General features: G+C 63.5%; 13 protein-coding genes and 2 pseudogenes. 10 read left to right on the plus strand and 5 right to left on the minus strand.

All coding sequences use genetic code 11. The annotated features are described in order from the left end of the window. Positions 1-193, plus strand: a 193-nt coding sequence (locus QZH52_RS35800; protein WP_301816110.1) for a hypothetical protein, incomplete at its 5' end; no start/stop codon positions are given. A gap of 227 nt (positions 194-420) precedes the next feature. Here the strand turns inward: QZH52_RS35800 and QZH52_RS35805 are convergent. The 3 genes and pseudogenes from QZH52_RS35805 to QZH52_RS35815 all read right to left on the minus strand — a co-directional run bounded on the left by QZH52_RS35805 (position 421) and on the right by QZH52_RS35815 (position 2,823). Then, positions 421-1,512, minus strand: a complete 1,092-nt coding sequence (locus tag QZH52_RS35805; protein ID WP_301816062.1) for an IS110 family RNA-guided transposase — start codon at positions 1,510-1,512, stop codon at positions 421-423. Positions 1,513-1,600: 88 nt separating this feature from the next. Further along, positions 1,601-1,858, minus strand: a pseudogene (locus tag QZH52_RS35810) (transposase); the annotation flags it as partial. A 443-nt stretch (positions 1,859-2,301) separates the two neighbouring features. Beyond that, positions 2,302-2,823: a DUF3619 family protein gene (locus tag QZH52_RS35815; protein ID WP_301816063.1), complete on the minus strand. Its 522-nt coding sequence runs from the start codon at positions 2,821-2,823 to the stop codon at positions 2,302-2,304. Positions 2,824-3,112: 289 nt separating this feature from the next. Here QZH52_RS35815 and QZH52_RS35820 point away from each other — a divergent pair, with 289 nt between their 5' ends. After that, entirely contained in the window at positions 3,113-3,343 is a 231-nt protein-coding gene (locus QZH52_RS35820; RefSeq protein WP_301816064.1) for a hypothetical protein, read from the plus strand. Between the two features lies 1 nt (position 3,344). Here the strand turns inward: QZH52_RS35820 and QZH52_RS35825 are convergent. Continuing rightward, a pseudogene (locus QZH52_RS35825) lies at positions 3,345-5,134 on the minus strand (glycoside hydrolase family 15 protein). A 4-nt stretch (positions 5,135-5,138) separates the two neighbouring features. Next, positions 5,139-6,545 carry a glucose-6-phosphate dehydrogenase gene (gene zwf, locus QZH52_RS35830; protein WP_301816065.1) on the minus strand — a complete coding sequence of 469 codons (1,407 nt, stop codon included), beginning with the start codon at positions 6,543-6,545 and terminating at the stop codon, positions 5,139-5,141. A 178-nt stretch (positions 6,546-6,723) separates the two neighbouring features. On the opposite strand from zwf, the gene QZH52_RS35835 reads away from it, so the two are divergent. The 8 genes from QZH52_RS35835 to QZH52_RS35870 all read left to right on the plus strand — a co-directional run bounded on the left by QZH52_RS35835 (position 6,724) and on the right by QZH52_RS35870 (position 12,775). Further along, entirely contained in the window at positions 6,724-6,948 is a 225-nt protein-coding gene (locus QZH52_RS35835) for a hypothetical protein (protein WP_301816066.1), read from the plus strand. Between the two features lie 490 nt (positions 6,949-7,438). Continuing rightward, on the plus strand, positions 7,439-7,771 hold the full coding sequence (locus QZH52_RS35840; protein WP_301816067.1) for a cupin domain-containing protein: 333 nt from the start codon (positions 7,439-7,441) through the stop codon (positions 7,769-7,771). A 39-nt stretch (positions 7,772-7,810) separates the two neighbouring features. Beyond that, positions 7,811-8,350 (plus strand): DUF488 domain-containing protein, encoded by a 540-nt coding sequence (locus QZH52_RS35845; protein WP_301816068.1) that lies wholly within the window; start codon positions 7,811-7,813, stop codon positions 8,348-8,350. Next, on the plus strand, positions 8,347-8,988 hold the full coding sequence (locus QZH52_RS35850) for a uracil-DNA glycosylase family protein (protein WP_301816069.1): 642 nt from the start codon (positions 8,347-8,349) through the stop codon (positions 8,986-8,988). Before QZH52_RS35845 ends, QZH52_RS35850 begins: the two co-directional genes overlap by 4 nt. Next, positions 8,985-9,368: a succinate dehydrogenase, cytochrome b556 subunit gene (gene sdhC / locus QZH52_RS35855; protein WP_301816070.1), complete on the plus strand. Its 384-nt coding sequence runs from the start codon at positions 8,985-8,987 to the stop codon at positions 9,366-9,368. Before QZH52_RS35850 ends, sdhC begins: the two co-directional genes overlap by 4 nt. Further along, on the plus strand, positions 9,365-9,703 hold the full coding sequence (sdhD, locus tag QZH52_RS35860) for a succinate dehydrogenase, hydrophobic membrane anchor protein (protein WP_301816071.1): 339 nt from the start codon (positions 9,365-9,367) through the stop codon (positions 9,701-9,703). Before sdhC ends, sdhD begins: the two co-directional genes overlap by 4 nt. A gap of 43 nt (positions 9,704-9,746) precedes the next feature. After that, positions 9,747-10,442: a succinate dehydrogenase iron-sulfur subunit gene (locus tag QZH52_RS35865; protein WP_301816072.1), complete on the plus strand. Its 696-nt coding sequence runs from the start codon at positions 9,747-9,749 to the stop codon at positions 10,440-10,442. Beyond that, positions 10,439-12,775 carry a nitric-oxide reductase large subunit gene (locus QZH52_RS35870; protein WP_301816073.1) on the plus strand — a complete coding sequence of 779 codons (2,337 nt, stop codon included), beginning with the start codon at positions 10,439-10,441 and terminating at the stop codon, positions 12,773-12,775. The genes QZH52_RS35865 and QZH52_RS35870 overlap by 4 nt, the downstream gene beginning before the upstream one ends. The last annotated feature ends 21 nt before the right edge of the window (positions 12,776-12,796 follow it).

Raw genomic sequence — 12,796 nt, forward strand, 5'->3', positions numbered from 1 at the left:
GGCTGATGCCCAGCAGCTCGGCCTGGCGCTTGATCGGCAGTTCGTGTTCGCGCTCGATCATCGCTTTGCGCTCAGCAAACCGGCCTTGCTGAGCGCGCCTTCCAAAAAATCTACAGGGACTTCCCAAACAGTCAAGCAACGGTTTTCGGTTTTCTTCCTTGATAAGCGGTATTCCTGGCAGTGCGTGATTTGAAGCCGCGATCAAACGAGGAACAGACTGCACATCTACAGACGGCCTTGTTGCATGCTCTGCGCGTGCGGACCCAGATACGAACCGCTCAGCGGGGCTCCATTCATTCTTCGGCGTCACCAACTTTGGTGCGACAGATTTTTTATCGAGCTTGCCCGCCGCCGGTCTGACCTGTTCAATGCATCTTCGAACTCACGTCTTGCAGGAAACAAACAATAGTTCGGGCGGCACTATGCCGGCGTGGCTGTCATGACCGGGGACGCTTTGATCAGAGCCCCGGGCTTCACGCTCACATGGTGGGCATCGAATGCCTTGCCTCGCACGAATACGGCCCAGAGAATGCGCGCATTCTTGTTGGCCAGCGCGACCACCGCCTTTTGCCAGCCAGACTTCTCACGCAGCCGGTACGCCCACTTCGAGATCGGATCGTCGCGCCGGTGCGCCGTCATCACTGCCGACTTCGCGCCTTGAATCAGCAGGGTGCGCAAGTAGGTCTCGCCTCGCTTGGTGATAGACCCGAGTTTGGACTGGCCTCCACTGGAATGTTGTCGCGGCACCAGGCCCAGCCATGCGCCAAACTGCGCGCCATTCTTGAACTGCTTGAAGTCTCCGACCGTGGCCACGACGGCAGAGGCAGTCACCGGCCCCACCCCGATGAGCCGTTCAGCTTCGCGCACCTGCTCGTTGCTTTTGAGGTGGGCGCCAATGCGCTCGTCGCACCAAGCGAGATGCGCGTTCAGCTCCTGCCACTGCACCCAGGCCCGCTGCAGCGCCAGCCGCGCCAGAGTGGCCATTTCGTTGCTCGCGTCCTCGATGACGTCGGGCAAGGCTTGCTGCAGCACCGTGGGCTTTTGCCCGAACACCAGACCAAACTCCGCCAGTAGGCCACGGATGCGGTTGATGCATGCGGTGCGCTCGGTCTTGAAGCCTTCGCGCAGGCGATGGATGCACAGCATGCTTTGCTGCTCGACGCTCTTGGCAGGCACGAAATGCATATGGGGGCGGCTGGCGGCTTCGCAGATAGCAGCAGCGTCGTTGGCATCGTTCTTGCCGCTTTTGCCCTGCAGCCGATAAGGCTCGACCAAGTGCGCAGCGATGATGCGCGCATCCAACCCCATGCCAATGAGTCGACGTGCCCAGTGGTGTGCACTGGCGCTGGCCTCCATGGCGACAAGACAGCCATGCGGCAGTTGCGCGCACCAGCCGGTGAATTTGTCGCGCACCAGCGTGCGGCCAGTCACCCGATTGCCGGCGGCATCAACGGCGTGAACCTGGATGACCTGCTTTGCCAGATCGACACCGACTCGTGTAATCTCGTTCATGGGGCTTCTCCTTTCAAAGGTTTCAGATTGACGTCCGCACATCAATCTTGGCACTCGATGCCGCTACCAGAAAGTGGGAAGTCCCTTCGTATTCATTCTCCAGTGTCAGTTGCCCGATCTTGGCGTGCAGCACCTTCAAGTCCACCGGCGGCGTCTCTGGCGCCGTCGCGCCCCCGAAGACGCCCGCGGCGCGCTCGATCAACTGGCGTCGCCACTCTGTCACCTGATTGGGGTGAACGTCGTGCTTGAGCGCCACCTCGGCGATCGTCTTGCCGTCGGCCAGCGCATCGATCGCCACCTTGGCCTTGAATGCCGCTGAGTGATTGCGGCGGGGTCTTTTGCTCATGTCGTCTGCTCCTGTCATCCGGGCTCTGTCCTCGCCCATGGGAGCAGCCTATCCACTTTGCGGCGTGTTCAGATTTGCGCGGCTGGCTCTTTGCCATGGCGGAGCGACGCATCAAGAGCCCACCCACTGCCAGCAAAGCCAGGGCTGCGCCCAGGTAGTACCAACTCCCGCCCAACCCGACCAGCCATGCGCCCGCGATGCCAAGCGCCACTCCCACCAAGGCGATCACGACACCTGAGATCAGGGGAATCGATGGGGAAGAAGGGGTCTTCATGAAGCTTTCCAGATAGCGCGTCCCGTCCGAAGTCTGATTCAGCGTCTCACCCAGGGGTTTCCCAGACGTGTCGATTTGACGCAGCATGTCGTAGGACTTTGCCAACGCCTTCTCGGCCATCAGCCTGCTGGCGACCAGCGCCTCGCTCGATCGCTCTCCCAACAGTGCGTCAAACAGGTCGAGCGTGGGATTGGGCCGGGCTTGGCTTCGGCGACTCCGGCTGCATGTTCATTCGCCGCTGGGTCGCTCTGAGGAACTCGTGAAACCCGGCATCGATGTACGCTGTCGGGGGCAGCACATCCGTGAGCAGCTGCGCATCCACTTCAGCCTCCAGTCGCGCAGCCGTTTCGTCGACTTCTCCCTTGATCAAGGCGAGCCCCACGACCAGAACGACGAGCGGCGCAACGATCCCGATGCGCAACCAGGGTTGGCTGCCTTGGAGGAAGGTCAGGAAGCCGGGCCGGGCCATGGGCGGCCGCGCGCGCTGCAGTTCCGGTTTGCGAGCGGCGATCGCACGAAACCGGGCCGCCTGCAAGCGCTGCGTGACATCGTGCGAAAGCGCGGCTTCTCCATCCGAGAGCCAGATGGCGATCGCGCGCCCGAACTCATCGAACGATCGCTCATCGGACGCCCATGGGTCGTCCCGCCTCGCGGCAGATGCCCTCGACCTCGTCGACTTCGCCAGCTCCATGATCAGCCTCCCTTGTGAATCGCACAGCCGCAACAACGCCAGGAGTTCCGAGACGCAAGCTCGAGGGAATACAACGGCTGACGCCACGCCCAGGATGACGAGTCGTTTCAGATTTCATCACAATATGAGTTAAATTTCGCCTAGAGTCGCGAGATAGTCCGCGCGGCCGCCACCTGATTGCCGCCGCACCGGCACCAGCGTTCGGGCCCATGCGCAGATCTTCAGCCGGATATGGAAGCGCGACCCGGCAACGCTGTCTTCCAGCGACAGGGACCCACCCAATCGGCGCATGATCTGCCAGCTGATCGCCAGCCCGAGCCCGGCGCCCTGGGGCCGGGGTTGCCTCTGTCTACCCTTTTCGCGGTCGCCGCCCTCATCTAACCTGACCCTGGCTCCCGGCCTGTTCCCGATCGCAACCCGGCTGGGCATCGATCCTGTGCATCTCAGCATCATCCTGATCGTCAGCGGGGAAATCGGCGTTGCGCCGATCACGTTGTGGCTGCTGTATCGGCTGTTCTGACTCACGCGAGCCCGCGGGGCGCCGCCGAGGCGGGCCGTTCTCCCTTCTGGCTCGATTCCTCGATCTGCCGCTGGGGCAGCGACAGCACGCGCGCGGTGTTGACCAGCGCCATATGGGTCAGCGCCTGCGGAAAGTTGCCCAGCAGGTGATGCGTGCGGGGGTCGTGCTCTTTGGACATTCGGTCGAGGTCGTTGCAGCGCGCGAGCAGCTGCTCGAACAGCGCGACCGCCTGCGCGCGCCGTCCGGCCAGGCTGAGGCAGTCTGCGAGCCAGAACGTGCAGGGCAGGAATACACCTTCGCCGGGCGGGAGTTCGTCGACGCCGCTGGCAGTGTGGTATCGCAGTACCAGACCGTCCACCATCAATTCGCGTTGAATGGCATCGATCGTCGATCGAACCCGGTCGCCCCCCTGTGGCAGGAAGCCCACCAACGGAATGAGCAAGAGGCTGGCGTCGAGTTCGGTGGTTCCATAGTGCGGCACGAAGCTGTTGCGACTCGCGTCGAAGCCTTGGTCGCAGACCTGCGCATGAATGGCATCGCGGGTGCGCCGCCAGGCCTCGACCGGCCCGTCCAGCCCATTGCGCTCGGCGTCCTTGACGGCGCGATCGAAGGCCACCCAGGCCATCACCTTCGAGTGGGTGAACTGCCTGCGCGGGCCCCGGACTTCCCATATGCCCTCGTCCGGATCACGCCAATGCGTTTCCAGGAAGGCAAGCAGCGCGCGCTGGATCTGCCAGGCATGCGGCGGCGGCGTCAGACCGGCGGCTCGCGCGAGATGCAACGTGTCCATCACTTCGCCATACACGTCGAGCTGGAACTGCCTGGCCGCTGCGTTGCCGACGCGAACGGGCGCCGCCCCGCGATAGCCGGGCAGCCAGGGCAGTTCGGTCTCGTCGATCCGCCGGGCGCCCGTGACGCTGTAGAGGATCTGCATGTCGACCGGACTGCCGGCCACGGCGCGCAGCAGCCAGTCCTGCCAGGCGACTGCTTCGGCGGTGTAGCCGGCGAGCAGCAGCGCATTGAGCGTGAAGGTGGCGTCGCGCAGCCAGCAGTAGCGATAGTCCCAGTTGCGCACCCCAGCGGGCTGCTCGGGCAGGGACATGGTTGGCGCGGCAACGATGCCGCCGGTCGGCTCGTAGGTCAGGGCTTTCAAGGTGATTAGGGAGCGAAGCACCTGCGCGCGCCAGCGTCCCTGGTCGATGCAGCGTCCGGACCATTCGAGCCACCAGCGCTCGGTCACCCGCAAGACCTGCTCGGCATCGATCGGCGGTTGTGTCGGCTCGTGCGACGGCCACTTCGAAGGTGGCCAGCGTCTTCAGATCCGCGCCGTGGATGGCCACGCGGGTGTGCAGCTCCAGCGTGTCCGGCCCGCCGGTGGCCAGCAGGGTGCCGCCCGTCCTTCGAACCCGCGGGATGACGGAGCCGTAGTCGAAGCGAATGACGAGTTCCATCTGGATGCGCACCCGACCGCGCAGGCCCTCGACGATGCGCACCACGTCCCAGCGCTCGTCCGACCGCGGCATGAAGTCGATCACGCGCACCGCGCCTTCGCCGGTCTCGAACTCGGTCTCGAGGATCAGCGTCGCATCGCGGTAGCGGCGCCGCCCCTGCTCAACCGTCGCAGGGCGCGATCAGCCAGCGACCGTGCTCGGGCTGGCCGAGCATGGCCGCGAAGCACGCACCCGAATCGAAACGCAGCAGGCACAGCCAGTCGATCGAGCCATCGCGGCCGACCAGGGCGGCGGTATGACAGTCGCCGATCAACGCGTAGTCCTCGATGGGCAAAGGCATCGCGTCAATCCGGGCGTCCGGGGTTGTGCCAACCCCCGTCTGCCGCGATGAAATGGCTGGCCGCCGCCGGGCCCCAGCTGCCTTTTGCATAGACAAGGGAGCGAGGAGGGTTGATCAGCACCGGCTCCACGGCTGCCCACGCCGCCTCGATAGCGCTCTCTCGGGTGAACAATGCGTCGTCGCCGGCCATCGCGTCGCCCAGCAGCCGCTCATATGGACTCTGTTCGTTCGGTGCTTCCTCGAGCAGCCGAAACTCCCGCTGATCGCCCAAGAAGGCCTTGCCCGCCCGCTTGACGCGGGCTCCCAACGCGATCATCGAACGCGGCGAGAGATGGAAGCGCAAGTAGTTTGCGTCCTCGGAGGTCCCCGAGTCCGCGAACAGGGTTTGCGGCGGCCGCTTGAAACGCACCATCACCTCACACACGTTCTCGGGCAGCATCTTCCCAGAGCGGAGGTACCAGGGCACGCCGTCCCATCGCCAGGAATCGACATAGAGCCTGACGGCGCAGTAGGTTTCGACGTCCGAGTCGTCCGCGACCTGTGGCTCGCTGCGGTATCCGGCGTATTGACCGCGCACGATGTCGTGAGGCCCCAATGGCCGCAATGCAGCGAACACGTCGGTCTTGTGGCGATGGACGGCCTCGAAGTTGCGGCTGGCGGGGGGTTCCATCGCCAGCAGCGCGACGATCTGGAACAGGTGGTTCTGCACCACGTCGCGCAGGCAGCCAGCGCTCTCGTAGAAGGCGCCGCGGCCATCGACGCCGAATCTCTCGGCCAACGTGATCTGCACGCTCGCCACGTGGTGGCGATTCCAGATCGGCTCGAGGAAGGAGTTGGCGAAACGGAAATACAGGATGTTCATGATCGCTTCCTTGCCGAGGAAGTGATCGATGCGAAAGATGGCGTCTTCGGGAAAGACCTGCTGCGCGACGCGGTTGAGTTCACGCGCCGAGGCGAGGTCGCGACCGAATGGCTTCTCGACGATCACGCGCGCGTTCGAGGCAAGTCCAGCGCTGCCGAGTCGCCGGATGACTGTGGCGAACAGCGACGGCGGGATTGCAAGGTAGTGCGCCGGGCGCTCGACTGCACCCAACGTCTGCTTGAGCGTCGCGAAGGTGTCGGCGTCGTTGTAGTCCCCGCTCACGAACTGCAGTTTAGAGAGCAGCCGTTCGAGGGCAGTCGCGTCGTCGGCTCCATGATCGCCCTCGATGCTGGTCCGCGCAAAAGAACGAAACCGCTCCAGCGTCCACGGCGACGACGCCACGCCTATCACCGGCACGGCCAATGCGTGACGCTTGCACAGCGCGTAGAGCGCTGGGAAGATCATCTTGTGGGCCAGGTTGCCGGTCGCGCCGAACACCACCAGCGCATCGGACGCGACGACAGCCATCTCAGAAGGAATGCGGTTCATTCACTGTATGAGTACCTCTCAGTGCCGATGGTTCAGTATGAGCCCGGCTGTGGCTCTAATTGAGGCGCCTCCCGATCGCACCGTGCTTCCTCTGTGTGCAAAAGTCTCCTAAAGCCACGGAGGCCCCGCAGGGCTCGCCCGGCGTCCTTAGCCGGCCTGGGGGCCATTTGATCTTGCAGTGGCGCAGGCGTTCACGGCCAGCACCTTTGCCACGTTCTCGGGTCCCGTCAGGACTGCACCGTCGGACTTCAAGGGAAAAGATGCGATTACGAGCCCTGCCTTGGTAAGGATTGCCGCCTTCTCGATGTCGCGGTGCGAGCTGAACGACATCGGCGATGGCGAAGAAGCGATCGAACGCAAGAGTTCAGTGGAAATACACCCGGCGGCGTTGGTCAGCCCGTGAATTGATGCTTGCAAGGTTGTTCTCGAAAAGCGATGTCTCGAGGCGAGTGAGCCGTTTGGCGAGGGTCGCAGCCTCGGCGGCGTCTTCGGCAGGCGCACGCCAGCCAAGCTCGCAAACCATTGTATGACGAGGATATGTCATGACATGAGTAAATACCCTCACAGTTGCACCGAACGCGTGCGGTCCCCGCGCCGAGGTCACTTGCCTCGCCGGTTCTTGTCCCAGATGTCCAGCAGAGTCAAGGCCATGAGGCCATTCTTCTGTTCGATCCAGGCTCATCCGATAGCGCGCCTTCATGCGTGGCGCATCTTGCTCATAAGGTCTATAAATGCAGTTCCGATGTTGACTCGGGCGCCTATGACCGTTTCTTTGTCGCGCAACGAAATGCGGCAATTCCATACTTCGACCGAATGCCTCCTGGCAGTGTGCGGTAACGCACAGACGCCATGGCATAACGTGACAGTATCTTGAAAGTCAGGAGCATTGAGCAATGGCCATCCACCATGCCCTTTCGGGCGAAATGATCGACATCCGACCACTCGGCGACGCGATACGGGCGACGCAAAGCGCCACGCTGTACAAGACGCAGCACCTCGAGGTGTTTCGCATGGTCCTGTCCGCCGGCAAGGAGATTCCCGAGCACAAGGTGGTCGGCGAGTTCACGATTCAATGCCTCGAAGGCAGCGTCGAGTTTTCCATCGGCACCACGCGCGACATCATGCGAGCGGGCGACCTCAAGTGCTTGGCAGGGGGCGTGAGGCATTCGCTCTTGGCCATCGAGGACTCGTCTCTGCTGGTCACGTTGCTGCTTCATGGCGCCTAGGTTCATGCGAACGATAAGTCCATCGTGGAAGCGCGGGGGGTGGTCTTCACCATCGGCCATTCGAGCCGGGCGATCGAGGACTTCATCGGTCTGCTGTGGTCGAATGAGGTGGCCGAGGTGATCGATGTGAGAACCATCCCGCGCTCGCGCCGCGACCCTCAGTTCAATCTCGAGACGCTCCCCGGGTCGCTCGCTGTTGCGCGCATCGACTATTCGCGCATGGCGGGTCTGGGTGGGCTGCGCCGCGCACGCACCGATTCGCCGAACATCGGTTGGCACAACGCCTCGTTCAGGGGTTACGCGGACTACATGCAGTCCCCAGAGTTCGCCGCGAACGTCGACGCGGTCGTGGCGCTTGCGCGCTCCCGGCAGTGTGCGCTGATGTGTGCGGAGGCTGTCCCCTGGCGGTGTCACCGTTCGCTGATCGCCGACGCGCTTCTGGTGCGAGGCGTACGCTTGGAGGACATCCTTGGGCTCCACGGGCGCAAGCTGCATGCGCTCACCTCGTTCGCCCAAGTCGAGGGCCTGCGTGTCACGTATCCTGCAGTAGGGTCAACTCCGGATCGGGCGAGACCATGAATGCGGCGGCGCCCCCGCGGCGGCTCGAGGCGATCACGCCTAGCCAGGACCTCGACAGTGTGTTGGCTGCTGCACGCGGCTGTCGTGCGTGCGAGGCCCGTCTCCCGCTGGGGCCGCGTCCGGTGCTGCAAGCCGGCTACACCTCACGTCTCCTCGTGGTGGGCCAAGCTCCTGGTGTTCGCGTGCACAAGTCGGGAATCCCATGGGACGACCCCAGTGGAGAGCGGCTGCGAAACTGGACAGGCCTCTGCGAAAACCGCTTCTACGACGCACGCCACGTAGCGATCATTCCGATGGGATTCTGCTACCCCGGGCGCGGGCAAGGCGGCGATCTACCGCCTCGGCGCGAATGCGCGGACCTGTGGCTAGATGGGTTGCTCGCCCGGCTGCCTCACGTCGAGCTCACACTGTTGATTGGCCTGTACGCACAGCGTCATTTCCTGGGCCGTCGACGCAAGGCATCGCTCACGGAGACGGTCAAGGCCTGGCGGGAGTTCGCGCCCGATTTCATTCCGCTGCCGCATCCTTCGGCCCGCAACACACCCTGGTTTCAGCGGAACCCCTGGTTCGAGCAGGAACTGCTGCCAGCGTTGAGGCAGCGCGTCGGCTTGTTAAAGCTGGATGGAGTGACCGCATGAGCCGGCGCGCCCCGGCTCGACCGGTGTTCTTCAAACTGAACCAGATTCAGATGCCGGTGGGGGCGCTCACATCGATCGTCCATCGCGTCACGGGCGTGATCCTGGCGATCGGCATCCCGTTTTGCTTCTACGCGATGCATCTTTCGCTCGACAGCGCGCAGTCGTACGAACGCCTGACACGAATGGCGAGCAACGGCTTGTTCAAGTTCGCGCTGATTGCTTTCATCTGGGCGTTGTCGCACCACCTGTTGGCGGGCGTGCGACATATGCTGATGGACATCGGCATCGGTTCGCACTTGTCCGACGCGCGCCGCAGCGCCTGGACCGTGAATGTCGGCGGCGTGGCCATGGCGCTGATGGCCGCTGGAGTCGTGCTGTGAGAAGACCCCTCGGCGGCCTCACGCCATGGTTGGTGCAGCGCCTGAGCGCGGTGTTCATGCTGGCCTTCATCGGCTTCGTGCTGGCGAACTTCCTGGTCGATCCGCCGGCTTCGTACGAGGCCTGGAGAGCCTGGATGGGCAATCCCGGCGTCAGCGTCGCCGCGCTCCTCTCCTTCGCCGCCCTGCTGATGCATGCATGGGTCGGCCTGCGCGATGTGACGCTGGACTACGTCAAGCCCCTTGCCGCCCGCGTCGCCGTTCTGGCGTTGATCGCAACCGCGCTGCTGGGTGCAGGGGCTTGGGTCTTTCGCATTCTCTGGCTGGTTCGGGCGTGAAATTTTCTCGCGGCGCTTCTCTCGCATCCCTTGAAAGACGTTCATGAAATTCTCGATCTATCGCTTCAATCCCGAGCAAGCCGTCAAGCCCTACATGCAGGATTTTGAGCAGCCCATTGGAGACGAGGATCACATGCTGCTGGACGTGATCCTGCGCATCAAGGCGCAAGACAACACGCTGACGATCCGTAAGTCGTGCCGCGAGGGCGTCTGCGGCTCCGACGCGATCAACATCAACGGCCGCAACGGACTGGCGTGCATCACACGGGTGCGGGACCTGAAAGAGCCGGTCGTTTTGCGCCCGCTGCCGAGCTTCCCCGTGATTCGCGACTTGGTGGTCGACATGACGCGCTTCTACGCCCAATACACCTCTGTCAAGCCTTGGCTGATCAACGACGAGCCTCCGCCCGAGAAAGAGAGACTGCAATCGCCTGAGGAACGCGACCGCTTGGACGGGCTGTACGAATGCATCCTGTGCGGTTGCTGCACCAGCCAATGCCCTTCGTCCTGGTGGAACCCGGAAAGGTTCGTGGGCCCCGCAGGCTTGTTGCAGGCAGACCGCTTCATCGCCGACAGCCGCGACCGCGCGACGCGCGAGCGGCTGGACGACCTGAACGATGTCTACAGGTTGTTTCGCTGCCGCTCGATCATGAACTGCACGGAGGTGTGCCCCAAGGGACTCGCCCCGTCGCGGGCGATCGAGAGTATCCGGCTGACCCTGCTGAAGGAGGCGCTTTGAGCACCGCGACCGGCAGCGTCGCGGCGCAGCCGTTTAACGAAGACGACGGCGCGCTGTCACCTTGGTGGATACGTGCCGTCGTGATCGTGATGATCCTGGGCTTTGCCGGGTTGATCCTGATTACCGCCCTGTCGTACCGGAACGCGCCGCCGATTCCGGCACGCGTGGTCGACCCGCAAGGCGCGTTCTTGTTCGGGTCGGACGACGTCGGCGATGGGCAGGCGGTATTCCTGCGCTACGGCCTGATGGCCAATGGCAGTATCTGGGGCCACGGGGCCTACCTCGGGCCCGATTACTCGGCCTCCGCATTGCACCGCATGGGACTCGTCACGGCAGAAGCCATGGCGCAGGAGCGGCACCGAAAGGCTTTCGGGGCATTGGACCGAAGCGAGGCGGCGGCGGTCCAGGCGGAGACTGCGGTGGCACTGAAGACCAACCGCTACGACGAAGCCACCGGGACGCTGCAGTTCACTGACGCGCAAGCGGCCGCCTTCACGGCCGAAATCTCCCAATGGACCAGCTATTTTCATGACCCTTCACGCAATGGCGGCCTGAAGGCCGACCTCATCACCGACCCGGCCGAGCTGCGCCAGTTCACGGCGTTTGTGACCTGGGCGGCTTGGGCATCCGTGGCGGCACGACCTGGCGAAGAGCACTCTTACACCAACAACTTCCCCTACGACCCGAGCGTGGGCAACACCCCCATCTCGGGCGCATTGCTGTGGAGCGCCATCAGCCTGATGGTGCTGCTCGCAGGGATTGCCAGCGTGTTGCTGGCGTTCGGGAAGTTCGACTACCTGGGATGGATCACACGCGGCCACAGCGTCAAGCCGCAGATGTTGCCGGGGCGTTCCAGTCGGGGGCAGAACGCGCTCGTGAAGTTCTTCGTGGTCGTGGCGCTCCTGCTTCTGGCGCAGGCGCTGGTGGGCGGCGCCGTCGCCCACTACCGCGCCGATCCGGGCGGCTTCTACGGCTTCCAGCTCGAACGCATCTTTCCCAGCAACCTGATGCGCACTTGGCACCTGCAACTTGCCATCTTCTGGATCGCGACGGCCTACGTGGCCGCAGCACTGTTTCTGGGTCGATCACTGCGCACGGACGAACCGCGCTGGTTGACGGGCTGCATTCATGCGCTGTTCGCTGCGTTTGCAGTAGTCATCTTCGGGAGCCTGCTGGGCGAATGGGCGGGCATCGCGCAGCTCCTCGGGCCGTTGTGGTTCTGGTTCGGCAACCAAGGCTGGGAATACCTCGAGCTCGGCCGCGTCTGGCAAATTTTGCTGGTCGTTGGGCTGTTCGCCTGGTTCGCGCTGCTCTGGTCGCTGGTGCGCCCGAGCGCGCTGGCCGAGCCCGCCGCGAAGCCGATCGTCCGGATGTTCATGGTCGCGGCGCTTGCGATTCCAGTGTTCTACATCCCCGCGATGTTGTTCGGCGCGAAGACCAACTACACCGTGGTCGATACTTGGCGCTTCTGGATCATCCATCTGTGGGTCGAAGGGTTCTTCGAGTTCTTCGCCACCACGGTCGTGGCCCTGACTTTCTACCAGCTGGGTCTGACCCGCCGCAACGTGGCGCTGCGGGTGATTTACCTCGACGCGATCCTGTACTTCCTGAGTGGCTTGATGGGCACCGGACACCACTGGTACTTCACAGGGCAGACGAACGTCAACATGGCGCTGTCGGCGCTGTTCTCGGCGCTGGAGGTCGTGCCGCTGACCTTGCTCACGCTGGATGCGTGGGACTTCGTTCGCACCACGCGCGGCGATCGAGACGCCGCTGGCAAGCAGATGGTCATTCCCCACAAATGGACCTTCTATTTCCTGATGGCGGTGGGGTTCTGGAACTTCGTCGGCGCAGGCATTTTCGGCTTCCTGATCAACCTGCCGATCGTCAGCTACTACGAAACCGGCACGCTGTTGACACCGAACCACGGACACGCCGCCATGATGGGGGTGTTCGGCATGCTGGCGATCGCGCTCATGGTGTTCGTGCTCAGGCAGACGAGCCGCGATGAGGACTGGCCGGGCGTTGAGAAATACATCCGTTGCGCCTTCTGGGGCACCAACGTCGGGCTGGCGATGATGGTGGCGATGAGCCTCTTCCCAGGCGGTCTGCTGCAAGTCTGGGACGTGCTGCAGAACGGGTACTGGCATGCACGCAGCCTCGACTACATCGGCAGCGAAAGATCCCACATGATTGAATGGCTGCGCATGCCGGGCGACGTGGTGTTCATCGTCTTCGGAGCGGTGCCACTGGCGATTGCGGCTCTCAAGAGCTATCTGGCATTGGGCGCGCAGCCGGAAGGCTGCAAGCTTGCGCCGCATCACCCGGCGTGAAGCGTTGAAAGTCGCTTGTGA

Origin of the sequence: Variovorax ginsengisoli, from assembly GCF_030486595.1 — a bacterium.
In the GTDB taxonomy this organism is placed as follows: domain Bacteria; phylum Pseudomonadota; class Gammaproteobacteria; order Burkholderiales; family Burkholderiaceae_C; genus Variovorax; species Variovorax ginsengisoli_B.